Source organism: Tenacibaculum sp. TC6, from assembly GCF_050606265.1.
Classification (GTDB): Bacteria; Bacteroidota; Bacteroidia; order Flavobacteriales; family Flavobacteriaceae; genus Polaribacter.
This window is the reverse complement of sequence record NZ_JBOCUK010000006.1, coordinates 95,002-119,035: the sequence shown is the minus strand read 5'-3', so window position 1 is coordinate 119,035 and position 24,034 is coordinate 95,002. Positions and strand designations below refer to the sequence as shown.

The 24,034-nt window shown below is 30.1% G+C and carries 25 protein-coding genes; 16 read left to right on the top strand and 9 right to left on the bottom strand.

Annotated features, from left to right (window positions below):
• The 3 genes from ACQY1Q_RS05300 to ACQY1Q_RS05290 all read left to right on the top strand — a co-directional run bounded on the left by ACQY1Q_RS05300 (position 1) and on the right by ACQY1Q_RS05290 (position 2,006).
• On the top strand, positions 1-330 hold the full coding sequence (locus ACQY1Q_RS05300) for a hypothetical protein (RefSeq protein WP_431004244.1): 330 nt from the start codon (positions 1-3) through the stop codon (positions 328-330).
• Positions 331-333: 3 nt separating this feature from the next.
• Complete coding sequence (locus ACQY1Q_RS05295; RefSeq protein WP_431004243.1) at positions 334-972, top strand: alpha/beta hydrolase; 639 nt, start codon at positions 334-336, stop codon at positions 970-972.
• 80 nt (positions 973-1,052) lie between these two features.
• A complete protein-coding gene (locus ACQY1Q_RS05290) occupies positions 1,053-2,006 on the top strand; it encodes a sterol desaturase family protein (protein WP_431004242.1) in 954 nt (317 codons plus the stop codon).
• 31 nt (positions 2,007-2,037) lie between these two features.
• Here the strand turns inward: ACQY1Q_RS05290 and ACQY1Q_RS05285 are convergent, their stop codons facing one another.
• From ACQY1Q_RS05285 to ACQY1Q_RS05275, 3 genes are all read right to left on the bottom strand, one after another.
• Entirely contained in the window at positions 2,038-3,075 is a 1,038-nt protein-coding gene (locus ACQY1Q_RS05285) for a lipid A-modifier LpxR family protein (RefSeq protein WP_431004241.1), read from the bottom strand.
• Between the two features lie 65 nt (positions 3,076-3,140).
• On the bottom strand, positions 3,141-5,078 hold the full coding sequence (locus ACQY1Q_RS05280; protein ID WP_431004240.1) for a hypothetical protein: 1,938 nt from the start codon (positions 5,076-5,078) through the stop codon (positions 3,141-3,143).
• 8 nt (positions 5,079-5,086) lie between these two features.
• Complete coding sequence (locus ACQY1Q_RS05275) at positions 5,087-5,854, bottom strand: hypothetical protein (RefSeq protein WP_431004239.1); 768 nt, start codon at positions 5,852-5,854, stop codon at positions 5,087-5,089.
• Positions 5,855-5,921: 67 nt separating this feature from the next.
• On the opposite strand from ACQY1Q_RS05275, the gene ACQY1Q_RS05270 reads away from it, so the two are divergent.
• Positions 5,922-7,754: an ATP-binding protein gene (locus tag ACQY1Q_RS05270; RefSeq protein WP_431004238.1), complete on the top strand. Its 1,833-nt coding sequence runs from the start codon at positions 5,922-5,924 to the stop codon at positions 7,752-7,754.
• Positions 7,747-8,370 carry a response regulator transcription factor gene (locus ACQY1Q_RS05265; RefSeq protein WP_431004237.1) on the top strand — a complete coding sequence of 208 codons (624 nt, stop codon included), beginning with the start codon at positions 7,747-7,749 and terminating at the stop codon, positions 8,368-8,370. Before ACQY1Q_RS05270 ends, ACQY1Q_RS05265 begins: the two co-directional genes overlap by 8 nt.
• Here the strand turns inward: ACQY1Q_RS05265 and ACQY1Q_RS05260 are convergent.
• Positions 8,367-9,902, bottom strand: coding sequence for a polyamine aminopropyltransferase (locus ACQY1Q_RS05260; RefSeq protein WP_431004236.1), 1,536 nt, complete (start codon positions 9,900-9,902; stop codon positions 8,367-8,369). The genes ACQY1Q_RS05265 and ACQY1Q_RS05260 overlap by 4 nt on opposite strands.
• A 63-nt stretch (positions 9,903-9,965) precedes the next feature.
• On the opposite strand from ACQY1Q_RS05260, the gene ACQY1Q_RS05255 reads away from it, so the two are divergent.
• The 4 genes from ACQY1Q_RS05255 to speD are packed head-to-tail and all read left to right on the top strand — an operon-like array spanning position 9,966 to position 12,565.
• Positions 9,966-10,493, top strand: coding sequence for a hypothetical protein (locus ACQY1Q_RS05255; protein WP_431004235.1), 528 nt, complete (start codon positions 9,966-9,968; stop codon positions 10,491-10,493).
• Entirely contained in the window at positions 10,483-11,628 is a 1,146-nt protein-coding gene (locus tag ACQY1Q_RS05250; protein WP_431004234.1) for a glutathionylspermidine synthase family protein, read from the top strand. Before ACQY1Q_RS05255 ends, ACQY1Q_RS05250 begins: the two co-directional genes overlap by 11 nt.
• A gap of 7 nt (positions 11,629-11,635) precedes the next feature.
• The gene (locus ACQY1Q_RS05245; RefSeq protein WP_431004233.1) at positions 11,636-12,187 is read left to right on the top strand and encodes a hypothetical protein; all 552 of its coding nucleotides are present in this window, start codon (positions 11,636-11,638) and stop codon (positions 12,185-12,187) included.
• 15 nt (positions 12,188-12,202) lie between these two features.
• Positions 12,203-12,565: an adenosylmethionine decarboxylase gene (speD, locus tag ACQY1Q_RS05240; protein WP_431004232.1), complete on the top strand. Its 363-nt coding sequence runs from the start codon at positions 12,203-12,205 to the stop codon at positions 12,563-12,565.
• Between the two features lie 67 nt (positions 12,566-12,632).
• On the opposite strand, the gene bcp is transcribed toward speD, so the two are convergent.
• Positions 12,633-13,085 carry a thioredoxin-dependent thiol peroxidase gene (bcp, locus tag ACQY1Q_RS05235; RefSeq protein ID WP_431004231.1) on the bottom strand — a complete coding sequence of 151 codons (453 nt, stop codon included), beginning with the start codon at positions 13,083-13,085 and terminating at the stop codon, positions 12,633-12,635.
• 115 nt (positions 13,086-13,200) lie between these two features.
• Between bcp and ACQY1Q_RS05230 the strand changes: the two genes are divergently transcribed.
• Both ACQY1Q_RS05230 and ACQY1Q_RS05225 read left to right on the top strand, forming a co-directional pair.
• Complete coding sequence (locus ACQY1Q_RS05230; protein ID WP_431004287.1) at positions 13,201-13,836, top strand: endonuclease III domain-containing protein; 636 nt, start codon at positions 13,201-13,203, stop codon at positions 13,834-13,836.
• 150 nt (positions 13,837-13,986) lie between these two features.
• Positions 13,987-14,865 (top strand): M57 family metalloprotease, encoded by an 879-nt coding sequence (locus ACQY1Q_RS05225; protein ID WP_431004230.1) that lies wholly within the window; start codon positions 13,987-13,989, stop codon positions 14,863-14,865.
• A gap of 559 nt (positions 14,866-15,424) precedes the next feature.
• On the opposite strand, the gene ACQY1Q_RS05220 is transcribed toward ACQY1Q_RS05225, so the two are convergent.
• A complete protein-coding gene (locus ACQY1Q_RS05220; protein WP_431004229.1) occupies positions 15,425-16,009 on the bottom strand; it encodes an RNA polymerase sigma factor in 585 nt (194 codons plus the stop codon).
• A 329-nt stretch (positions 16,010-16,338) separates the two neighbouring features.
• On the opposite strand from ACQY1Q_RS05220, the gene ACQY1Q_RS05215 reads away from it, so the two are divergent.
• The 3 genes from ACQY1Q_RS05215 to ACQY1Q_RS05205 all read left to right on the top strand — a co-directional run bounded on the left by ACQY1Q_RS05215 (position 16,339) and on the right by ACQY1Q_RS05205 (position 19,321).
• Positions 16,339-16,830: a hypothetical protein gene (locus ACQY1Q_RS05215; protein WP_431004228.1), complete on the top strand. Its 492-nt coding sequence runs from the start codon at positions 16,339-16,341 to the stop codon at positions 16,828-16,830.
• Between the two features lie 130 nt (positions 16,831-16,960).
• A complete protein-coding gene (locus tag ACQY1Q_RS05210; RefSeq protein WP_431004227.1) occupies positions 16,961-18,571 on the top strand; it encodes a tetratricopeptide repeat-containing sensor histidine kinase in 1,611 nt (536 codons plus the stop codon).
• A gap of 3 nt (positions 18,572-18,574) precedes the next feature.
• Complete coding sequence (locus ACQY1Q_RS05205) at positions 18,575-19,321, top strand: LytR/AlgR family response regulator transcription factor (RefSeq protein ID WP_431004226.1); 747 nt, start codon at positions 18,575-18,577, stop codon at positions 19,319-19,321.
• Positions 19,322-19,958: 637 nt separating this feature from the next.
• On the opposite strand, the gene ACQY1Q_RS05200 is transcribed toward ACQY1Q_RS05205, so the two are convergent.
• Both ACQY1Q_RS05200 and ACQY1Q_RS05195 read right to left on the bottom strand, forming a co-directional pair.
• Entirely contained in the window at positions 19,959-20,411 is a 453-nt protein-coding gene (locus tag ACQY1Q_RS05200; protein ID WP_431004225.1) for a hypothetical protein, read from the bottom strand.
• A 137-nt stretch (positions 20,412-20,548) separates the two neighbouring features.
• Positions 20,549-20,764: a helix-turn-helix domain-containing protein gene (locus ACQY1Q_RS05195; protein WP_431004224.1), complete on the bottom strand. Its 216-nt coding sequence runs from the start codon at positions 20,762-20,764 to the stop codon at positions 20,549-20,551.
• A 140-nt stretch (positions 20,765-20,904) separates the two neighbouring features.
• Here ACQY1Q_RS05195 and ACQY1Q_RS05190 point away from each other — a divergent pair, with 140 nt between their 5' ends.
• Complete coding sequence (locus ACQY1Q_RS05190) at positions 20,905-21,108, top strand: hypothetical protein (protein ID WP_431004223.1); 204 nt, start codon at positions 20,905-20,907, stop codon at positions 21,106-21,108.
• 169 nt (positions 21,109-21,277) lie between these two features.
• Here the strand turns inward: ACQY1Q_RS05190 and ACQY1Q_RS05185 are convergent, their stop codons facing one another.
• Positions 21,278-23,284, bottom strand: coding sequence for an ATP-binding protein (locus tag ACQY1Q_RS05185; protein ID WP_431004222.1), 2,007 nt, complete (start codon positions 23,282-23,284; stop codon positions 21,278-21,280).
• Positions 23,285-23,567: 283 nt separating this feature from the next.
• Between ACQY1Q_RS05185 and ACQY1Q_RS05180 the strand changes: the two genes are divergently transcribed.
• The gene (locus tag ACQY1Q_RS05180) at positions 23,568-23,969 is read left to right on the top strand and encodes a hypothetical protein (protein ID WP_431004221.1); all 402 of its coding nucleotides are present in this window, start codon (positions 23,568-23,570) and stop codon (positions 23,967-23,969) included.
• The last annotated feature ends 65 nt before the right edge of the window (positions 23,970-24,034 follow it).

Genomic DNA, 24,034 nt, shown 5'->3' with positions numbered 1-24,034 from the left:
ATGAGTAATTTAACTACCGTAGAAGAAGGAAAAACAAACGCAATTATTAGTCACCTAACTATTATAGGTACGCTTATTGCCTTTTTTTTAAATAACAATACTAAAAACCCATTTGCCAGTTTTTATATAAGACAAATGATAGGACTTTACTTACTGTCTGCAATTAACGGATGGGTAGTATACAGATTTCTTGGCAATGCAGCCGGATGGGCTATAAATGTCATTTTATTTGTTTTTTGGATTATCAGCTTTGTAGGAGCAATAAAAGGAGAAAAAAAATTAATTCCGGTTTTAGGAGAAAATTTTCAAGATTGGTTTAAATCATTATAATAAATGAGTTTACATTATTTAGTAAGACCTCCTAAAGGCGAGATTAAAAATCCGCCTTTATTAATTTTATTACACGGATACGGAAGCAATGAAGAAGATTTATTTTCTTTTGCTGAAGAGTTACCCGATAATTTATTAATTGTAAGTGCTCAAGCTCCGCATAATATGGGGTATGGCGGTTATGCTTGGTATGCTATTAACTTTGATGCTGTAAACGGTAAATTTTCTGACATTTCTCAAGCCAAAGAATCTGCTAATAAAATAGCCGATTTTATTGATGAAATAAAAGAAAAATACCAAACCAATCCTGATAAAACTTTTTTATTAGGGTTTAGTCAAGGTGCTATTTTAAGTTACGCTGTAAGTTTAAATTACCCTAATAAAGTACAGCATGTTATTGCCTTAAGTGGTTATATTAACGATGAATTATTACCGGAATCTGTGTCTACACAAATTACTACCGATTATTACATTTCTCACGGAACTGTAGATCAGGTATTACCGGTTGAATGGGCAAGAAAAGCTCCGGTTTTCTTACAAAAACACTATTTGCAAAACGAATACTCTGAATATCCGGTAGGGCACGGTGTAGCTCCGCAAAACTTTTATAGTTTTAACAACTGGATTCAGAAAAGACTATAATAATATTATTACCAAAACATGATATTTATCAGTTTTTGGAATTATAAATAAAATACTTTTGTATAAATTTTTCTAAAGCTATGTTTGATATTTTAAATCAAGATACCCTATACTATTGGAGTGCTCCGTTTTTTCTATTAGTAATTTTTGTTGAAATGTACTTCAGCTATAAAGCTAAAGCAAAAAATTACCAATTTAAAGATACGGCTACCAATGTATATTTTGCCTTGGCAAATTTTGGGTTAGATTTATTAATGAAAGGATTTTCTTTTCTTGTAATGGGATTTTGTTATCAATACCGTTTCATTACTTGGGATAATCAAATTGTTTATTGGTTAGTAGCCTTTATTGGTCAAGACTTTTTGTATTACATTCATCATTATGTAGATCATCATTCCCGTTTTTTCTGGGCTGTGCACGTTACCCATCATAATTCGGAATATTACAATATTTCAACAGGATTCAGATCTCCTGTATTACAACCTTTATTTCGCTACATGTTCTTTTTACCATTAGCATTTGCCGGAATTCACCCTTTACATATTATGTTTGCCTATGCCATGAACCAAAACTATGGTACCTTATGTCATACAAACTTTATTAAAAGTAAATTAGGATGGTGGGGTTATATTTTTGTAACGCCTTCTCATCACAGAGTACATCATGCCTCTAATACTAAATACTTAGATAAAAATATGGGAATGGTGTTAATTATTTGGGATCGTATTTTTGGTACCTTCCAAGCTGAAGAAGATGAAACTGAGTATGAAAAATTAAAATTCGGGTTAACTAAAGATTTAGAAGACAGAGGACCTATTAATGTTATTTTTCATGAATGGAAAGAAATTTTTAAAGATTTCTTTGTTCGTAAAAAAGACTTATCCATCGGAACTCGTTTAAAATACGTTTTTATGCCCCCGGGATGGAGTCATGACGGAAGTTCTAAAACCAGTAAAGAACTTCAAAGAGAATTACAGTCAACTGACCTGAGTAAACCTCAAGAAAAAATTCAACAAGAATTACAAGAAGCATAATTAAAAAGGGAGCGTTTTGAACGCTCCCTTTTTAATTACTTTTATTTTGATGTATTAGTGAAATACCAATCCAATTATGCCAATATCTATAATTAGTATCCCAAATTTCCGGTGAACGTAATTTATGATATATTGAAAATGTGGTTCTATTGAATGTAACCCCTACTCCTAAACTTGTATCTAGAGTTACAAATCCTGTCTTTGCATAAGGTATTCGATATCGCGTATCTCTAAATTGACCATGTAATGATGAGTTATACACGTTTAAATTCGTATTTAAATTTGCATAAACATAAATTTCTCTAGACTTTTTCTGAGTCATTTTATTAAATCTACTAGTAACACTTCCTATAAATCCGGACATATCGGTTAACCAAGACTCTTTATTAAAAAGACCACATCTGGCCCCCAGATTATAAGAAGCTCCTGTTACATAAAACAAATTGTAAGTATACCCATGATTTAATTGAAATTTTTGTTGATCAACAAGTAAACTCATCTTTTTCTGGGTGTATAAAATTGTTGGTTCACCTCCGTCTGATATTTGATTTCGCCATCCTTTAGGCTCCGGTGAATTCATAACTTTATGAATTGCTCCTTGAAAATATTCTGCCAGTCTGGTTCCTAAAACACCTACATATAATGTTTTAGCAAAATACGTATCTCCATCTTTATTTAATCCGTGCCTTTTTAAAGATAAAAACAATACGTTTGAGTACGGCCTGTCATTGTACTGAATTTCTTCTGCTTTTATATTATTAGGAGTAAACGCAACTACATCAAATGATGCTTCAGCTGGTAATAAATTATCTTCAAACTCTCTTAATGCTAACGTCTTTTTTAAAAATGAGTTATACTTGGTATTAAAAATAGAAAAATGAAATCCTAATGTATAATTTCTATCATCATTCAACCCAAAAGGCTTCATAAAATAATCTTCATCTAAGGCTAAACCAAAACCTGAGGTCTGAGTTTGTGCATGTGCTACCTCACTACAAATAACAGTATAGAATAATATTTTTATTACTATAAGTAGATATATTGAAGTTCTTTTCAATTGGTTTTTCATGGTTCTTAATTTTATTTTTTAAGATACTTCTTTTTTCATACTCTTCGTATTAATTTTTAACATTCTTAATAGTTATAATCAATACTATTTATTCCCCATTCAGCAATCGATTTACGATTTTCTCCGTTATTAATTCTAAACATAACCGGAGAAATCTTTTGAGTAAAAGGCGTTAAATCATACTTACCAATTGCTGTTCCTTTTAACAATAGTTGCAACTGAGGATCTTTTACCATTCCTAATATTGCTGCAACGCCACCTGCTGTACCTCCGGCTAACAAAATGTTGTATAATTGAGGACATTTTGCTGCTAACTCAGGATCTAAAAGTAATTTATGCAGCGGACTTATATCTGCCTCTGCCTTATAACCTATACCGGAAACTTTTCCTGTAAGGATAATATTTTCTCCTATTTTTTCCGGTGTAAAGTTAATTTTAGTTAACTGAGTAAAAATGGTTCCTTTTATTTTTGTTTCAATACTTTTTTTATAATCTATACTACACATTAACAAATGCCCTACTGCTTGCGGATACAATCCCAAAGAAGATTGTAATGTTATATTCACGTTGCCTTTTGTTGTTAAATTCATAGTCAGCAAATCGTTTGTAACAGCTATATTTTGTACTGTTAATATTGCTTTTCCATAACCCTTACCGGAAGTTTTTAATCTTCCTAAATTTACCATTTTACTTCCTTCAACAGCCACTTTACAGGCCGCTACTTTACCTTCATTATACACCTGATGCGCTATTCTGGCACTTTCTCTTGAGGTTTGCCAAGCTATTCTTGCTGTTTCTCTTGCTGTTTTACAGGCTGCTCTACCTGTGGCACAAAACGGATCTTCAATACGTTTTGTAATTTTTATAGGACCAATTCTTACTTTTATCGTTTTCATACAGCTATAGTCGCATGATTTTCCATAGGAAAAATCAGGAAAACTAAAGTGTTCTCTTACTGAATTACAATCTAATTTTACCTTATCTATTCCTAGCCTGTCATTTCCTTTACTTTCTTTTATCTCTATTTTATGTGCTATGTTAAAAGTAGCGGTAGACAAAGCTTCATTAAAAATAGTAGCAAACGTAGTTTTGGTTATTCCTAATGATAATTTTGTAGTGTCTTGATATGCTTGAAAGTTTGACACCCATAATTCTGAAAACTTTTTCTGATATGCCTCATAATAGACATTCAGTTTTGTTTTATCTCCCTTTGTATTTGTTTCTTTATTTTCAGTATTTAAAACCGGGCCTCTTTGATCTTTATCAATTTCTAGTATTACAGACACTCCTTTTTTATCAATAAAAAGAGCCGTGTTTTGAATAAACCTACTCATGTTAATAGTAGCTCCTTCTACCGTGGTTTCACTATTAGTAAATAAAGCATTGGGACTTACATTTACGACACCTCCCCATCCTACATAAATTGAAGGTGTTTTCTTAATAAAATGACCGTTCAAATTTTCTAAAAAATGTTTTGTTACCGGTTTAATAAGTAATGCAATAGCTCTATTAGATAGTTTGGGCTTTTCTTCTGTAAATTCTATATTTTGAACTTTTAACGTTTTTAGTGCCGGTCTAAAAAGCAAACTATCTTTATTTGAAGATATTGCCAGGTAACCTTCTAGCTTTCCTTCTATACTGGTTTGTATTTCCTTCAGTGCAATATTAAAATCTGCTTCAATAATTATTGCTTGTTTTGTTAAACGTAGTTTAGGTTTAAATTTAGTAACTATAAAATTAGAATCTTGTATTTCTTTAACCTCCTTTTCTATTTCTTTAGGTAAGAATTCTTGAAGCATTAAAGCTCCGACACGAACACCAATGTTGGGGGTTACAGAATCTATAGTTTGTAAATTTTCTTCTAAAGACCTAATTTGTTGATCTGTAACTGAAAGCGGTTCATATGTTTGGTTAATAAAATACTTAACTGACTTACAACTACTTAAAAAAAGTATTGCAAAAATCATTATAAAGTATCTCAAGTTTTTCTTTAACGTTTTCATTGTTTTTTCTATTTAGATATTTTTTTTAAGTATTCTATTGTTTCTTTTTTAGTTAAGGTATCTTTTACTTTATCATACATTTCTTTAAGTAAGTCTAACCTTATTTTATCAACTTCATTTACTTTAATCATTGCATCTGATTCTGCCTCTTTTATGGCTATTTCTTTAGCATTGTTAACTATAGTAGTAAATAACGCTACTAATTCATCCATAGAAATCTCTTTTATCGATTGTATTGCTGTATCTTCAGTTACCATGAATTTGTTCAAGAAATCATTATTCTTATTTTCAATAGCTTTTTTAATAATTTCTCTATTTTCATCACGCGCTTCTTTTGTAGCATAATACATTTCATTTAAGCGATATAAGGCATCTCTTAACATATTTACTGCTGCAGTTCTTTTACCCAATTCTGCAATAGATTTTGACGCACTTAACGCTAATTCAGCATCAACTTTATCATTAATTTTGGTTTTTGCCGTTATGTTAGTTATTGATTGTATTGCTGCATCCGGTGGATTTTCAGCTAATACTCTTATATTTCCTTTTTTATCCAGATACATTAATGAACCTCTTTTAGTAGCATCATAATGAGACCACATAAACGTTTCTTGTGTTTTTCCATTTTTATCTAAATAGGTTGGTACCTTAATAATACCTGCGCTCCCATTTGCTTTATTGGTTGGAAATGATGATTTAAAAACACCACAACTTGTAAATATTGTAGCGATAAAAAGTGCGAGTAGCTGTTTAATTTTTATACATTTTGTTCCCATTTTTTTTAGTTTTAAGTTATAGCCATAAAACTACTTAGGAGTTCAAATAAAAATATCATACTTTAGTATGGTAATTAATAATGAAATGATTAAAAGATTTTTTCTTCTTTTTACATCACTTTTTCTGCTACTGTCATGTTCTTTACCTAAAGATGAAAATCATTTATATGAAAAGATTTCCGTTATTTCTTCTGACACTTCTTTAACGATAAAAGAAGCCATAGAAAAATTTAATTCGTCTTCTGTTCCTAAAAAGAAACTAAATCATATTTATAAAAAATTAGGAGACAAACAATGGTGGTTTCATATTCCTGTTGAAGCTTCTGATGATGAACAATTATTTACCCTCTCTTTTCCTTATTTAGCATATGGTAAAGTGTACATTCACTCAGCTGGTACCATACAGCCTCTTCATCAAACATCCTATTATAAAGATTTTCCGTTTACCTTTCTTTTTTACAGGCATCCTACCTGGGAAATTCCGGCAGATTTATTTAATAATCGAGAAGTATATTTAGAAATTAAAAACGGAGGAAGCAGAACGCGATTAGAATTTCATTTAGAGACTAAAAATCAGTTTTTAAAAAGAATACAACTCGAGTATATACAATACGGTCTTTTTTTAGCTTTTTTATGTTCACTTATCATTATACTACTATACTTTGCTTTGCTAAAAAAAGAGTACAGTGTTATTTTTTATGCTGTATATATTTTTTGTATGGTTATTGAGTTTTTGGCCGGTAAAGGTTTAGGAATTCAGTTTTTATGGTCTGACTATCCTTTTATTATTCAAAACATACGAAGTTTTATACAAACCGTAGCTGTTTTTGCTGTTGGTCATTTTTATATGTCCTTTTACTCTTTTTCTTCCAAAGAAATTGTATCTAAAAACCTCTTTAAGTGGGGAACTTATTTAACCCTCCCAATTATGTTACTATATTTATATAAATATATCTATGGCGGATTGTCTAGCTTATATTTATATGTTTGGATTGTTCTTAAAATAATTATCCTTGTATGGTTTATTAACCATTTATACCTTGCCAGAAAAAAAAGAATTCCCGGATATCTTGTATTGGCTTTTGCCTTACCTATTCTGAGTATTATTATTTCTCAAAGTATTAACCCTAATAATTCAGATAGTTATTTATGGAAATACGGTACTGCTAATATTTTTTATATTGCATTACTTATTGAAATTTTACTGTTTACCCGATATATTTTCAGCTCAGTAATTTTATCTCAAAAGAAATATGTAGAACTCAAAAAAATCAGCGATGAATTAAGGTATAATTTCCAAAATAAAACTCTAGAAATTCAACAAGATGAACGTAATAAACTATTAAGTAATGTACATGATAGTTTTGGCGGCTACTTAGAAGCTTTAAAATTACGATTGTTAGCTACTTCATCAGATTCATCAGAAAAGATTCAGGAAATTTTAGATTCTTTTTACAAAGAATACAGGTACTTACTAAACACACTTTACTCTCCAAAAATCAATTCTGAAAATCTCACCGATAACCTGATTAACTATTGTGAAAAAATTAATCAAATAACAGAAAGCACTATTTCTTACCATATAGCTTTGGGTAATTCTTTAGTATATCCTGCCAAATGCATGCATTTATATCGAATTTTATCTGAACTAATAACCAATGCTATAAAACATGCAAAGGCAACAGAAATTAGTATTCATATTTTAGAAGAAGACAAAGAGTACATTATTGTAAAAGTTATTGATAACGGTATTGGATTTTCTACTTCTACTATTTCTTTAAACTCTTATGGCTTAAAAAATGTTAAGGAAAGAGTTGCTGAAATTAATGGTGAGTTTACTATTGAATCTAAAAAAAACTCAGGAACTTCTGTAATTATTAAATTTCCGAAAGATGTCTAAAATTAATATTGTTATAGCTGATGATAACCGCTTTTTCTGCGAAGCATTAAAAGATCATATTAATAATCATGAAGAATTTAACGTAAGAACTGTTTTTTTCGATCTTGACACTCTAATCAACTACACACAAAACAACACCCTTGACTTACTTATTTTAGATGTTAACTTCAATGGCGTAAGTTCTATTGATTATATAGATAAAATTCGCCCTAATCCAAATGATTTTAAAATTATTCTGTTAACAACACTAAACAACAACCTTATACAACAAGAAGCTAAAGAAAAAGGTGTTAATCAATTTGTTGGAAAAGATTCAGATTTACAAAACTTTAAATCGATTATAATAGACACTATAAATTCTGAATTACCTCAGGATGCTATAAAAAAAGGCTCTAAAATTTTGGTAAATAATATATTGTTTACCAAACGTAAAATAGAAATATTACGGGCACTTTATATACACACTGATAAATCTGAAAAAGAAATTTCAAAAAAATTGTTTATTTCAGAAAGTGCTTTAAAAACACATAAAAGAGAATTGTTTGAGTTAACAAATACAAACAATACCAATGAGCTTATTAAATATGGAATTCAAAATGGGCTTATTATCCCTTAAAAAGCGCTATTGCTATCTTCAAACTCAATTTTCCATCGCTGCCAGTCTTCATTAAAGTAATTTAAAATAATAGGTCGGTCTAATCGGTTAATTTTAGTCGTCTGAATTTGAATATCTTTAGGTAAGGTTAATGCATAATTCAGCTCTTTTTCATCCAAAAATTTTAAATCATCTACAGGAAGTTGCTGAGTATTAATAGCAGGAAAATGAGTATCCGAAGCCATCACAAATCCCCAGTTACCAAATGACGGTATGTAAACCTGATATGTTTTTTGCTGCTCAAAAACCGCATCCATTGTATTGTAAATACATGAAAATGTTTGGTTAGAAAAGTAAATTTCACCTGCCTGAGTTACGGTTATTCCATTAGGCGCTAAACATCGTTTTATTAATAAGTAAAACTCTTTTGAATACAATCTGGCAATACTTTCATTTGCCGGATCCGGTAAATCAGCAATAATTAAATCATATTTTTTATCGGTTTGATATAAATAATTAAATGCATCATTTGCTATCAGGTGTACTTTTTTATCATTAGCAGCTCCTTTATTTATACGAACAATATCTTGATTGGTTTTTGCCAGGTTAAATATTTCCGGATCAATATCAACAACATCAATACTTTCAACCTGAGTATGTTTTAACACCTCTCTACTGGCTAAATTTTCACCTCCGCCTAAAATCAGAACTTTTTTAATATTCGGATGGTAACACATAGGAACATGTACTAATAATTCATGATACCTATATTCATCTAAAGACGAAAATTGAATAGCTCTGTTTAAATACAAGCGCACATCTTTGTATTTATTTTTTGTAACCACCATTTTTTGATATATGGTTTGTTTTTGAAATGAAACCGGATGCTTATATATTTTGTTTTCCCAAATATGTAATAAACTTCCTGCATATAAAACCACCACTAATAGGACTGCACATGAAGCAACTCCCAACCAAACAAATTTCTTTTCTAACTTTAAAACAAAAACAGCTACAATAAGGCCTAATAAAATATTAATAATTCCGAAGAGTAATGAAGAATAAAACAAGCCTACAAACGGAAGTAAGATAAAAGGAAATAATAAGGTAGCTAACAGCCCTCCTATATAATCTAGCGAAAGTATTAATGATAATTTTTCTTTAACCTGAGTATTTTCAAAAGCAAAAGTTAACAGCGGAACCTCTGCCCCGGTAAGCAACCCGATTAGAAAAATTATAAACATGCTGTAAAACTGAAAAGAAGCAGGAGCTACTTTTACAAATAAAAAGTACAAAACAGGAACAGACAACCCACCTATTAATCCTAAAATATATTCAAGATATATAAAAGTTTTTAATGAATTATGTGTAAAAAACTTAGAGCCATACGCTCCTATTCCCATTGAAAATAAGTACACACCTATTAAAATAGAAAACTGTTTTACACCATCTCCTAAAAAATAAGAAGCTGTAGCACTTACCAATAATTCATACACTATAGAGCATAACCCCGCAATTATTACGGTTAAAATCAAGTAGTTTTTAATTTTCATACCAGTTTATTTTTAACAAAAAAATCATATATTGCGTGCAAGTTTAACGAATTTCAAAAAACTATGAAAAAAACTACTTCGATATTTGCTATCGCAATTTTACCTTTATTAGTTTCTTGTGGCGGAGATGGAAGTCCCAGAATTAAAGATGCAACTGAAGTTACTATCTATGAACCTACCAAAGGTACAGTTACCGAAGTGAAAGAGGTTGAGCCCGGCAACGAGTACAAAATTTTAGATGAACGATTAATAGATAAAAAAGATAGCTCTTATGCCATTGTACACAATTTAAATGGTACAACTGATACTTTAAGTTTAAGAACTATTGAAAAAGATCATTCTAACGGAACAAGAACCTATAGCCCGTTAAGAAGTCTTTTATTTTACTCATTAGCTTCTTCTTATTTTAACAATAGAGTTCCTAGTGGTGGTAGTGGTGCAAGTTATTATGCTAATAATGATGCTTTTCAAAAATCACAAGGATTACAGAATGAGATGAAATCATCCGCTACAACCAGAAGAGTAAAATCTCCGGGATTACGCTCAAGAGGGTATGGTTCAGGTAAATCATTCCGTTCTTATGGAGGATAGTAGGTTTACGGAAATTAAACGAATTAAGAAAAAAGACGCTCCGCATCCCCTACACTGGTTTATTAAAGAAGATATTTTTTCTGAAGAACTTTTCGGCTTTTTTAGTGCCGAAGTTAACAGCTATAAATCTATAGCTACTCAAGCGTATTCTTTATTTGAAAAAGCTACCTCATTGTTTCTTAAACAAGGCAATGGGAAATCTTTAGACATTCCTCAAGACATGTACGACCTAATAGCGTTTACATGGAATGCCAGAGAGAAACACCCTTTTTTAATTGGAAGGTTTGATATTAATGGCGGACTTGACAATTTAATTACAAAAGTTATTGAGTTTAATGCCGATACTTGCTCTACCTTTCCGGAAACAGCTCTTTGGCAAAATCTTCAAATGCAGCAATTAAAAGGTAAAACTCAATTTAATGATTTAGAAAATGGTTTGGTTGAAAAACTAAAAGAAATCAAATCAAAAATACCTTATAACAACCCTGTCTTTTTAGCTTCATCTCTAGGCTATGAAGAAGATCGTTTAAATTGTAACATTGTATTAGATGCTGCGCAAAAAGCCGGTTTTACACCAAGGTATGCAGATTTACCAAATGTTATTTTTAGTGAAGAGGGTATTTTTCTTGAGTTTGGTGATGAATATGAACCTGTAGATGTCTTTTTTAAAATGTTTCCTTGGGATTGGATTTGTTATGAAGAACCAGAGCTTTTAAAAGATTTAAAACATCTTATACTCAATGAAAAAGTAGTAGCTCTTAATCCGCCTTACACTATGTTGTGGCAAAACAAAAGGTTTTTAGCTTACATTACACAATACTTCCCTAATGAAGTTATTGCTAAAACTTTTGAAGAAAATCCAACAACAGAATCTTGGGTTGAAAAACCTATTTTTGGTAGAATTGGAGAAAATATTACCATAAAACACAAAACAAACTCATTTCAGAGTAAAGGAGATTACGGTAAGCAACCTACTGTTTATCAAGAATATTTACCTTTACCAAAAGATTTAGAAAACTATTATTACCAAATTGGTATCTTCTTTTCTGATAAACCTTTGGCTATTAATTTAAGATGCCAAGAACAGCCAATAATAACAGAAGATGCCGAGTTTATGTCTCATTATATACTATAAACTAATTATGAAAAAGTCTTTTATTATTTTAATAGCAATTTTAGGTATAACTGCTTGTACTTCTAAAGTAGATTTAGCAATAGACAATCCTTCTAAAAATCCAATTATTGTATCTATTGATACCTTAACTGTTGAAATTCCACCTAAAGAAGTAGTATGGGTTGAGATGGGTAAAGGTCCTAGAAAAATTACGTTACCAAATGACAGTATTGTAAATTTTGATTTTCAACAATCTGTATATATGCTAAACCCAACATTTTCTCAATATTTAAAATACGGAGAAGTGTACGGTGTGAACCCTTTAGCAGAGTTCAACATACGAAAAAAAGATACTGCTGAGTTTTACGGATTTCAATTTGTTGGAGATTATAAGGTGATTAAAAATTTAGTAAATGTTGTAAATTGGGATTACGGTCCGCGTGAATCATTACCTTCAATGGTTGAAGTTGAAGAAGGAGATTCTTTTACAACAGTGTATAAATTAATGGATGTTAATGAATTTGTAGAAGAACTTCAGAAAAGATCTGAAGCACCTGAAACAACTAAAGAAGAAAATTAAACAAAAAAATACGGCTTGAAAAGATTAGGTTATCATGGATTGTGGGAAATTAAAGATTGCCCAGCTGAACTCTTAAAGTTTGAAAACTCAATAAGTACCTTTATGGATGCTGTTGCTGAAGGAGTAAACTTAACCGTATTATCAAAAAGCTTTAAGCAATTTGAACCCTACGGTGTAACAGGTGTCTTTTTATTATCTGAAAGTCACTTAAGTATACATACATGGCCAGAGCATGGATATGCTGCTTTGGATCTATTTTCCTGTAAAAACTTTGATGCTTCAGTTATAAAAGATATTATACACGAGCATTTACACACTCAAAATATAACTTTTACCCCTATTGAAAGAGGGATTTTAAATAAACTCGAAATACAATAAAACCTGACATCACTGTCAGGTTTTTTTATTATATACACAAATATTTTACTTCCTAACTCTTTTACAGTTATTTTAATATTTGGCTAGTGTGTTCTTTTGTTTTCACTTTGGTAATTACTTCTTCAATAATTCCTTTTTCATCTATTACAAAAGTAGTTCTATGAATTCCGTCATATTCTTTACCCATAAATTTCTTAGGGCCCCATACACCAAAAGCATTAATAACTTCTTTTTCTTCATCGGCTAATAAATGAAAAGGTAATTCATGTTTATCAATCCAATTTTGTTGACGTTTAGCACTATCAGCACTTACACCTAACACCTCAAAACCTTTCGCTAAAAACGATTGGTAGTTATCTCGTAAATCACACGCTTCTGCCGTGCATCCCGGAGTGCTTGCTTTCGGATAGAAAAATAATACAAGTTTTTTACCGGCATAATCAGAAAGCTGTCTTACCGTTCCTTTTTCATCTTGTGCTTTAAAATTTGGGGCCTTATCTCCTGCTTTTAATATAGTCATATTCTCTTTTTTGAAATAATTTATAGATATCAAAGTTACAAATTAGCAAATAAAAGATAAAGAGAAGCAATGTAACTTTGTAAATTAGCAACCATAAACTTTGAATTTATTTACAATGACCAAAGCAGAGAAAGTACAGTTTGTTATCAATACTCTTGAAAAATTATATCCTGAAACACCGATTCCTCTAGATCATAAAGATCCTTATACCTTATTAATAGCCGTATTATTATCTGCACAAAGTACTGATGCCAGAGTCAACACCATTACTCCTCTCCTTTTTGAAAAAGCAGATAATCCTTATGACATGGTAAAACTCACTGTTGATGAAATTAGAGAAATTATTAAACCTGTAGGGCTTTCTCCAATGAAATCAAAAGGTATTCATGGATTATCAGAAATTTTAATTGAGAAACATAACGGACAAGTTCCCGTCAATTTTGAAGCTCTGGAAGCTTTACCTGCTGTTGGGCATAAAACGGCCAGTGTTGTAATGTCTCAAGCATTTAACATACCAGCCTTTCCTGTAGATACTCATATTCATCGTTTAATGTACCGTTGGAACTTATCTAACGGTAAAAGTGTTACCCAAACCGAAAAAGATGCTAAAAGATTATTTCCAGAAGATTTATGGAATAAACTTCATCTACAAATTATTTATTACGGTAGAGAATATTCGCCGGCTCGCGGTTGGAATATAGATAAAGACATCATTACCAAAACCATAGGCAGAAAGTCGGTTTTAAAGTAACCACACTTTTAAATTTTAGTTAACAAAAATTTAACTTTTTTACAGAGTTAGTTTCATTTTAAACAACCCACTCAAAAACAAGTAGTTAAATTTATTTATTTCATTTTTTTTTTAGAGTTTTATTGCACAATTAACAAAAACCCTATCTAAATGAAACGAATTTATTTAAAAACAGCCTGTATTTTTATTGCTTTAGCAACACTAAACTCTTGTAATAATGATACAGAAAATGTGAACCCGGCAGATAATAACGATGAAATTTCTGCGGAAGTAATTCAAAAAATGAAAGAAGTTAACTTCAATACAGATTACATTAAAAAAGTTTCTTTTAAAAATCTTAATGGAGTTATCGAAAACGTTTACGAAATTGAAGGTGATGTAACTATTTCTCATGAAGAGTTAATGAACACCGGTACTCAAGAAGAAACTTCTCAAAAAGGAACAAACAAAGCAAGCAGACAGTACAGAACTTACAATTTAGTAAGTGCCCCAAGAACCATTAGAGTTGTAGGTTACACCGGAGGTGCCAATGCTTTAAGCGCAACAGCCAGAACAGGTTTAAGCTATGCTGTAAACAATTACAATGCTTTAAACTTAACCATTAAAATGGAATTAGTTTTCGGAACCCAATTCAATGACAGCGATATTGTTGTATATCGTACTACTGATACTAATGATGTACCTGCCGATGGTATTAGAGGTAGAGCTGAATTCCCTAGAAGCAATGGATTACCTGGTCATTGGGTTAGAATCAATGCCGGAGCAAATAATTCTAGTGATGATCAAATTATAGAAGGTTTAATGACCCATGAAATCGGACATGCCTTTGGACTAAGACACACTGACTGGAATACCAGACAATCGTGTGGACAAAGTGGTGAAGCAGCTGACCCAGTTGGAGCTGTTTTTATACCGGGAACTGCCGGAGCCAGTAATGACCCTTCTTCTATCATGAATGCTTGTTTTCCGGGATGGGTACAAGGTGAGCTAAGTAATTATGATAAAATAGCTTTACAGTATATTTACTAACATAAACTACACTACATAATTGTAAAAGGAGATTATGCTAAGCATAAATCTCCTTTTTTATTTTTGTTCATCTACGGTAAAAGTCATTTCATCGATGCAATTTCTTTACTTTATCTAAAATAAACCATTTTTAAGCGTATCTATTGATACTTTTACCATGTAAAGAAAAAAGAAAACAAGTAAACGAAATTAATTTTCCCCTTAATTATCCCTTTTTTATAATTCCAGAGTTCTAGGTATAGAGCTCTTTTTTTCATTATAAAATATCAATAAAAAAGGAGCTAAACAGCTCCTTTTATTCTACTTATCTCTATAAAAAAAGCCTCAATAATCATTGAAGCTTTTTCCACTCTTAATTCAAATTCAATTCAATGAGATAGTTTGATTTAGCGTTGACTATTTTCAAAGATTTCGAATAGTCTAATAAAAATTGAATTGTTTCTTTTTTGGGGTTCATTTTTGAGTCCGAAGACTTCTTACTAGAGTAAAGTTGCGTCATGTATTTTTCTTTTATAATTTGTTTTCAAATACTTAACGCTAACTTTTTATCATTATTGTTTTAATTTACTAAAATTACGTTATTTTTTTCAACTATCTTTCTTAGGTTAATTAAAGCGTATCTCATTCTTCCTAAAGCTGTATTGATACTAACCCCAGTATTTTCTGATATTTCATTAAAACTTAAATCGTTATAAATTCTCATAATTAAAACTTCTCTTTGCTCTTCCGGAAGTTCATCTATTAACTTTTTAACATCATCAAGTATTTGATCTTTTATTATTTTTCCTTCAGCATTAAGTGAACCATCACTTATTATAGAAAAAATATCAAAATCATCAGAATTATTAAACATTGGCATTCTGTTATTTTTCCTAAAATGATCAATTATTAAATTATGAGCTATACGCATAACCCAAGGTAAAAACTTACCTTCTTCATTATAATGTCCTCTTTTTAAGGTTCTGATTACTTTAATAAAAGTATCTTGAAAAATATCTTCAGTAGAATCTCTGTCTTGAATTTTACTATATATAAAACTATATAGTTTTTGTTGGTGGCGTTTTATCAATACTTCAATAGCAGCTTCATTTCCATTTATATAATCTCTTACTAAAAGACTATCATTTACTACGTTTCTGTCCATATAATTACTTTTACAAAAGAAAGGTTGAGCTTTCTTTTAGGTTAAGGGGTAAACTTAATTTTTAAAAGTAATTATATTCTATAGGCGTTTAAATATTGATTTGTAAACAGTTACAAATATTATGTTTTTTAGGTACAAAAACAAATATTATTGTAAGTTTTTATATAAAAAATTATTCCTTTCACTAAAATATTCTGTTAAAGGGTTATATAATGTAAAATGAGTTTTGAGTATAAATATCTTAAAAAATAAGGTATAAGTATTTTTTACTTTTTATATTTATATTCATTTGAAACATACAATAATCATAATCTATAATCCTCCTAACTATGACTAACCCAAACTCTACTGAACTTATCATTATACCTCCCGGTGAGTTAATTTTAACTAGCCCCTGGGTAAAAATAACTCCCGCAGGAGAGGTTCATTTTGAAAATAGCTTCAATCGACCGCTTCCTTCTTTAGTAGAAGCTAAGTGGAATTCTGAAAAGAACTGTATTGATATTCGAACACTAATTTTTGTTGATTCCGGCGCTCCTCTTTCTTCTGTAAAAGTTAATCAACTTTTTTCTGTTAGTAATTTTGGTTATTCCAAACTACAGCTTTTTATTTATTGTAGTAAAGAAGAAATTGAAAAGCTAACAAAATATGGCACTAAAAATAAATACAAAGCGTATACTCTTGAGTTTTCAACCAATAACTCAACGAATTTTCCCGAAGGAATTAGGTTAAACGATATAAAAATTGTGCAAACCTTTTTATGGAATATAGATCCTGAAACATCCAGAGGTACAGAAACTACTGTCCAAACAACAGGTTAATTGCAGTTATAAAACTAAAAACTATTTTAAAATACCCATGCTAAAAACGTTTTTACTAATAACGTTGCTGTATTCGTGCACACTTTTTTCTCAAAACAAAACTGAACGTGTTGATTTTCTATTCAAAAAAGTGAACACGAAAGAGCCTGACTTTTTAAAAACTAAACATTTTTTTTTATCTAAAAACTGGGATTCTGTTTTAATATATTCATCTAAAGCTTTATTAATAAAGCCTGATACCAGTTTATTACCCTACTATCATTATATGAGAGGGTATAGTTTTATGAAAAAAAAGCTTTTTAGTGAAACACAAAAAGAATATCAGCATATTTCACCTAATGCTCCTTTCTATTATAAGGTGATTTTAAATTTAGGTGGTATAGCCTTAGAACAACGTCAATTTAAAAAAGCAATTTCTTATTTTAACGAAATAAACAGCTTACCGGATTCTTTGGCTTTATATTACGATAAAAGCACTGTTATTCACGACATGGGAATTGCTTATTTTCATCTTTCTGATTTTGAAAAAGCTAAAAACTTTTTAATGCAGAGCACGAAGCTTCAGCAAGAAAAAAAAGATACCATTCGATTAATTGGTTCTTATATGGATTTAGCAAATGTTTATTATGAGCAATATCAAGATAATTTAGCCATTCCTTATTTTGAAAAAGCGTATCAACTGGCACAAAAAGTTTCAGATTTTGAAGTTAAAAGAAAAGCCGCTTTAAACATGTCTGTAGTAGAAGAAAACAGAAAAAATACCGTTAAAGCTTTAGCCTACCGAAAAGAATATGAAAAGTGGAAAGACTCTCTTTTTAATCAACAAAAAATTTGGTCAGTTGCTCAAATTGAAAAAAAATTAGCCGTTACTCAAAAGCAGAAGCAAATAGATCTTTTGGCTGCTGAAAATAAGTTAAAGGCTAATCAACGAAACAATTTATTACTTTCTTCTTCTCTACTGCTTCTACTCTTACTTACCAGTACTTATTTTTATTTTCAAAAAAGTAAAAACCATCAAATTATTACCAAACAAAAAGAAGAACTTGACTTACTTAATCAAACAAAAGACAAGCTGTTTTCTGTTGTAAGTCATGATTTACGCTCATCAGTTGATTTGATGAAAAAAAACCATGTAAAAACGTTACAGGAAGCCGAAGCTTATAATAATATACGTTTAAATAAGGTTATACATACCAATATTGCTGTGGCCACCAGTACCTATAATTTATTAGAAAACTTATTAAACTGGGCTACTTTACAAACCGAGCAATTGTATTTTTATATGGAATCTGTAGATTTATATTCCATTATGCAACAAATAGAGTTTAATTACACTCCTTTATTTCAGAGTAAGAATATAACTTTTTGTAACACTGTGCCTCGTGCAACTTTTATTTTTGCCGATATCGATTCTCTGAAAATAATTATCAGAAATTTACTTGACAATGCCATAAAGTTTACAAATGAAAAAGGAAAAATTTCTGTTTACACCGAATTAAAAGAGGGATTTGTAACGCTTATGATTGAAGATAACGGAATAGGAATGAACGAAAAAATCATTGGCGAATTATTAAAAGAAACACCTTTACTTACTAAAAAAAGAAATCAACAAGAAATTGGTACGGGGTTAGGGTTTCAACTTTGTAAATCTTTAGTTGAAAAAAACAAGGCTACTTTGTCTATTAAAAGCTCGGAAGGTTACGGAACAACAATCTTACTCAAATTTCTAACATCTAGTTAAAAAATGGATACTATCAATATTTTAATTATAGAAGACCAACATCAATCTGCTTTTGAATTGAAATCGGTTTTAGAAAAAAATGGTTACAACGTGGTGGGTACTGCCCCTTCTTACAAAGAAGCTTTAACCTTATTTTACAATACTCCTGTAGATGTTGTTATTATTGATATTTACTTAGGAGAAAATCCTGAAGGAATTATGTTTGCCGAAACCATTTCTACTGTTCCTAACTCGTTAAAACCATTTATTTTCTTAACAGCTTCAAAAGACAGGCATATTTTTGAGCGTGCCAAATTAACTAAACCTTTTCGGTTTTTATTAAAACCATTTAATGAGTTAGAGCTTTTGTATGCCATTGAAATGGCTATTGAAAAGTTTTACGACCAACCTAATGTGTTTGCCGGAAATCAAGAAGACACCGTAATAAGCAATGATTTTTTATTTATAAAAAAGAATAATTTGCTAAAAAAAGTAAACCTATCAGACATACTATATATTGAAGTTGAAAATAGGTATTGTAGCATTTTTACAGAGCGTGAAAAATTTGTTATTCAAATTTCATTAAGTAAAATAAATGAATACCTAAACAATCAACTTTTTAAACAAGTACACAGAAAGTTTATTGTGAATTTACAAATGATTGAAGGGTTTTCTCTTACTAATTATTCTATTACTCTTAAAAAGAATCATACCATATCTTTTAGTGAAAAATATAAAGACGTTATTAAAAACTTTTCTGTTTTAAAATAAAAAAAGTTGTACACCTTTTTTTAAAAAAAATATTTAGGGTGTACACTACCTGTACACCGTTTAATTATTTTTCTTTTTTGGGTGTACAAATAGTTAACCTCTGTCTTTGTACTCCTTTTTCAAAAAAATTAATTTTTCGTGTACAGTTTTTAATGCTAGTAATTTTAAAAAATATAAAAAATCCGTTTCGTATCATCCAACTCAGAAAACAACTCTTATTTTATAATTCGTTTACTAAATCTTAGACATAAAAAAACACCTTAATTAAGGTGCTTTGTGGTAAGTATATTTATTAGTCCTTTTGTATGTATCTTTTATCCTTTAATAATTTATGAACTAAAAGCTTCTATTCAATCAAGGTCGTCATGTAGGCTTGTCAATTTTTAATAAATCAAACGCTTCTCGATTATAAAGATAACCAATGTCAGCACCTTGTACATACTTAATTAGAATTCTCATTTTTAATGTCTCCTTTTTTTTTGTTTTTAATGTTTGGCAACGGCCTTGGCTATGATTTTTTTGCGGGAAAAGGACACGAGTCATTCTCCGTTAATGTGGGAAGATAATTAATAAGATTGAATTTCCTCAATGGAAATTCAATCTTATTAATTATACCCCTTGTTGTAGTGTCGTTTTACTATTTTAAGTTATCAAGTTCGTATTTAAAAAATGTTTCAAATTCTTCCTTAATAGTCAGTCTGTGTTGCTTGATTAAATCAAAAATTAAGTCTTTAATTGTTAATACTCTAGTATCGATTTTTGGTTTTTCATTTAGCTGAAACAAAGAAGATAAGCTTAATTTATTTCTTTCACTAACGAGCATAGGTAGCTGATTTTTTATTACATTATAAATTTTAAGTCTATCCGTTTGGTTAAATTTCTTGTCCAAAAATGACTCACTGAATAATTCGCTTTCAAATAGATTATGCGTTTTCAGTGAATTTAAGATTCTGGATTTTAAAAATACGTATGCAATATCGTTACGTAAAATGACATTATTTTGAATAAGCTCTAATTTTGTTTTATCTAAAGGAAAACTAAAACTGTGTTTTTTTTCAAGTTCTTTAGTATTTTTTGGATAAGTTCTCATCTATAATAATCTTCTTAGCATCTTGTTTTAAATGCACTACAACGGTTTGTATATGGAAAGTTGCGATTTTGTATGTGAGGACTTTCCGAGAGGAAAGTCAGAAGCAATAAACTATAGCCATTGTTGTAAGGCGTTTTTTATTGTTCTAATTTCAAATCTTTAAAAATTTCCTCGAACATTTCTCCTGGAGATATGTCAATCGCCAAAGCAATCAAATACAATTCATCCGCACGCAATTTAGTCGACTTGTTTGAAGTCAGTTGAGATAGTCTTGCTTGACTAATTCCTGTCCTCCTAGAAACCATTGCTCTATTCACTGATTTTTTTGTCAAATAAAGTCCTAAAGAAGTCATAAATCTTTCGAGTTTGTTGAGATAAATTTAACTCTTGAAAAGAAAATTATAGAATTTCTAAACTTTTATTTTGAATTTCGATAGATTTTAAATAGATTTGTTTAGAAATTCTAAAGAATACTTTTCAATACTTACAGATTATGAGCAAAAGATATACCAAAGCTGATTTAGAAGAGATTGTTTACAAGCAATTAGAAAACCTAAACGCAATGCACGATTTATTGGGAATTATGAAATTCCAAAATGATTTAATTCACAATATCAATCAGACGTTAAGAGAAGAAATCGGTCAATTCAAAGAGAAGCAAGTTATGTATCCAACACAAAGAAGGTCAAAATCATAATTCAAATGCAGTTAGGTTCTCCGCAATGGCATACAACGGTATAGGCTATGAGTAGTTGCGTGGGTTAGCAACGAATTTAGTAAATACAAACCAAATAGAAAATCCTAGCGGATTTTCGTAAGTAGGCGAGAACAAGCAATTACTTATAGCCATTGTTGGCAACTGGCTTTTATTCATTAACAATCTTTTTTATTAATTCGTTTGGTTTGTCCTTGTCCAAATAAATCCCTTTACTTTCTAAATCCTCAATAACTGAACTTTTGAACTCAAGTTTATTGATTAAATGTTTATGTCTAATATCAAACACTTTGAATAAATCATCCCAAGTCATTGCATAAATTTCGTAATTCCGTACAGACTCGATTAAGAATCGTTTTCCTTTTCCTTTGTTGGATTCGTATTTGTCTTTAATCCAATCATCCACTTTTTTCCCAACTAAAATTAATTTCCAAGTCCTTAATTCACTGATGAATTTGGGTTCATTAATAATAAATCTAATGTATTCTTCAATTTGGTCAAATTGTTCTTTCCCAATTACTACACTTGGTCTTTTTAGTTCTACAATAATATTTTCTTCAATTGTGTATTGGTCACTATTTGGGTCAGGCATTTCAGCTTGTCTTGCTATAAATATGTCTGGTCTTTTTAGTTTATCTTTTGATTTTAATTTTTCTTTATTTTTCTTTCCTGTTTCTATGAAATCTAAATAATTATTGAGAGAAACTTCGAAATTTTTGTCAGCAGAAACTAAATGATATTGCTCTCCAAATAACCAATAATTATTTTCCACTACTTTTTGGATATGGTCTCTTTCGTTTGTGAATTTCTCTAACTCAAAAACCATTTGTTTAATAACGTTAACAACATTAAAACGGTTTTCTAACAAATTGACTAATTCAACAATACTTGAAATCTTTGTTTTTTTAAGTGTGTTTGCAAGTTCTTTTCTTTCTTCATCGCTTAAATCCGTGATGTTCTCTAAAATTTCAAGGATGTTTTCTCTTTGTTCCGTATCTAAAAGTAGATTTAAAAAGCCAACTAAAGTTTTACTTTGAGTTTGTCTTAAACCTTGGAATATTTTGGGCTGAATACAGTAAATTTCTTTTACAACATTCTCTAAATCTTTTTTTCTTATTTGGTCGTAAGAATTGTTTTTAAATTCAGGGAATATTTTTTTTGAATTATAATCATCAATTAATTTTTCTGCCTTTTTATCCCTAATAAATAGTTTTTCTTCTTGAGCAATAAAGTCATTAAGTAATCCAATAAGATGTTTAAATGTTATATCACTTTGATTAGGACCATTTAAGCCGAGTGTTGGTTGGTCAGATTTTGTGAATTGAAAGTTATCAAAGTATTCTGATAGAATATATACGGAATGATGAAAGTCAACTGCTTTATTATTAAACGAAGTGTGTTTTCTTTCCACTTCTTTTTGTTCGTGATTTAAGAAATAGTAATAATACTTATCTCCAATATTCTTATTCCACCTTATATAGCTAATATGAAATGTTTTACCATTTATAGTTTCCTCAAATTCTCTGAAATCGCCAATGATGTTCCAATAGTCAATTTCTTGACCATTAATTTTGATTTTGTAATCGCTTTCTTTGTTTAAAAACAAAAACCATCCAAATTCACTCGCTAAATAATTTTGAAACTCTTCACTTTCTAATAAGTCTCCCGTTAAAGAGTGAAATGATTCAAAGTGTACTATTGTTCCAGTCTTTTTACTGATTGAAACTATTTTATCAGAAGTTTGAAAATCCTGTAATTTTTCCTTTGAAATCGTTATGTTATACTTTAAAAAGTCTGATTTGTCACTTTCAAAAGTTGTTTCCCAAATTGCTTTATTACAAAAGTTTGTAAATGAAAAGCGACCTTTTCCAGCTTTACCTTTAACAAATCCGTTTTGGTCAAAAGTTTTTGTTTTTTGTGAATCCATAAACTGACCAAATGTATCTTCTATTCTGCCAAGATTAATTCCGGAACCATTGTCCGAAATAGAAAACGAATTAATATAACCAACAGCATTTGCATCAAAGTTCAATTCTATAGTTGAAGCATTTGCATCAAATCCATTCCAAATATATTCTGCAATAGCTTTTTTGAAATCAGATGGTAAACCACTTTGTTCAATACTCTTCGATGTAATTTTTGCTGTATGTTTTTTCATTAGCGGTTTGTTTGTTTAGCTTGTTGCCAACTAGTTATATCCCTACAAATATAACAGTTATCTCGTATATATTTCCGGATAACCGAACAAACAGTTGCGTTTATCCGTAAAATATTTCTTACCGCAATTATATCAAAGAACTTTTCCAATTTTAAGGTATCGGAGAACCTACTGATTTAAGAATAGTTTACATCAGAAAATAATAATAGCGCTATCAAAAGTTTTCAAACAGTAGAGTAAACAAACTATTGTAAAACGAAATTAAAATTTGAAAAATAAAATTATGTCGTCAAAAATTGTAGTTAACTTATATAACAATACCTCACAAACATTAACAACTCAAACCAACGGTAATGAGCATATTGAAAATAATGCTGACGCTTTAAACGGACTTACTTTAGCTCCTATACCCGAAGGAAATACCGATGATTATGTAGCTGCTACAATTACCGTAACCACCAGTGATTACGATGGTTCTATTACTTTAAATTTTCTAGATACAGATTCAGATAACTTACAAATTGACAGTCTTTGTTGTACAGATTTTAAAAACCCCGAAAATCAAGGCGTATTAATCCCGACTTGTAATAAGGACTATCAATTAAACTCTATAGGTTATAGAAGTGTAAATAACGCTCGATTAATCGAAGTATACTTACTTGAAACATCATCTACAAAGAGTTAAACTTATTTTTACCTGAATAACAAGATAACTATATAAGAGAGATTGTATCAAAATTTTTTTTTACA

Coding starts and splice junctions, on each gene's coding strand:
- ACQY1Q_RS05295 (WP_431004243.1), top strand. CDS start 334: ATGAGTTTACATTATTTAGTAAGACCTCCTAAAGGCGAGATTAAAAAT.
- ACQY1Q_RS05285 (WP_431004241.1), bottom strand. CDS start 3,075: ATGAAAAACCAATTGAAAAGAACTTCAATATATCTACTTATAGTAATA.
- ACQY1Q_RS05270 (WP_431004238.1), top strand. CDS start 5,922: ATGGTAATTAATAATGAAATGATTAAAAGATTTTTTCTTCTTTTTACA.
- ACQY1Q_RS05230 (WP_431004287.1), top strand. CDS start 13,201: ATGACCAAAGCAGAGAAAGTACAGTTTGTTATCAATACTCTTGAAAAA.
- ACQY1Q_RS05185 (WP_431004222.1), bottom strand. CDS start 23,284: ATGAAAAAACATACAGCAAAAATTACATCGAAGAGTATTGAACAAAGT.
- ACQY1Q_RS05280 (WP_431004240.1), bottom strand. CDS start 5,078: ATGAAAACGTTAAAGAAAAACTTGAGATACTTTATAATGATTTTTGCA.
- ACQY1Q_RS05245 (WP_431004233.1), top strand. CDS start 11,636: ATGAAAAAGTCTTTTATTATTTTAATAGCAATTTTAGGTATAACTGCT.
- ACQY1Q_RS05300 (WP_431004244.1), top strand. CDS start 1: ATGAGTAATTTAACTACCGTAGAAGAAGGAAAAACAAACGCAATTATT.
- ACQY1Q_RS05275 (WP_431004239.1), bottom strand. CDS start 5,854: ATGGGAACAAAATGTATAAAAATTAAACAGCTACTCGCACTTTTTATC.
- ACQY1Q_RS05215 (WP_431004228.1), top strand. CDS start 16,339: ATGACTAACCCAAACTCTACTGAACTTATCATTATACCTCCCGGTGAG.
- ACQY1Q_RS05195 (WP_431004224.1), bottom strand. CDS start 20,764: ATGACTTCTTTAGGACTTTATTTGACAAAAAAATCAGTGAATAGAGCA.
- ACQY1Q_RS05205 (WP_431004226.1), top strand. CDS start 18,575: ATGGATACTATCAATATTTTAATTATAGAAGACCAACATCAATCTGCT.
- ACQY1Q_RS05180 (WP_431004221.1), top strand. CDS start 23,568: ATGTCGTCAAAAATTGTAGTTAACTTATATAACAATACCTCACAAACA.
- bcp (WP_431004231.1), bottom strand. CDS start 13,085: ATGACTATATTAAAAGCAGGAGATAAGGCCCCAAATTTTAAAGCACAA.
- ACQY1Q_RS05260 (WP_431004236.1), bottom strand. CDS start 9,902: ATGAAAATTAAAAACTACTTGATTTTAACCGTAATAATTGCGGGGTTA.
- ACQY1Q_RS05200 (WP_431004225.1), bottom strand. CDS start 20,411: ATGAGAACTTATCCAAAAAATACTAAAGAACTTGAAAAAAAACACAGT.
- ACQY1Q_RS05265 (WP_431004237.1), top strand. CDS start 7,747: ATGTCTAAAATTAATATTGTTATAGCTGATGATAACCGCTTTTTCTGC.
- ACQY1Q_RS05255 (WP_431004235.1), top strand. CDS start 9,966: ATGAAAAAAACTACTTCGATATTTGCTATCGCAATTTTACCTTTATTA.
- ACQY1Q_RS05225 (WP_431004230.1), top strand. CDS start 13,987: ATGAAACGAATTTATTTAAAAACAGCCTGTATTTTTATTGCTTTAGCA.
- ACQY1Q_RS05290 (WP_431004242.1), top strand. CDS start 1,053: ATGTTTGATATTTTAAATCAAGATACCCTATACTATTGGAGTGCTCCG.
- ACQY1Q_RS05250 (WP_431004234.1), top strand. CDS start 10,483: ATGGAGGATAGTAGGTTTACGGAAATTAAACGAATTAAGAAAAAAGAC.
- ACQY1Q_RS05220 (WP_431004229.1), bottom strand. CDS start 16,009: ATGGACAGAAACGTAGTAAATGATAGTCTTTTAGTAAGAGATTATATA.
- ACQY1Q_RS05190 (WP_431004223.1), top strand. CDS start 20,905: ATGAGCAAAAGATATACCAAAGCTGATTTAGAAGAGATTGTTTACAAG.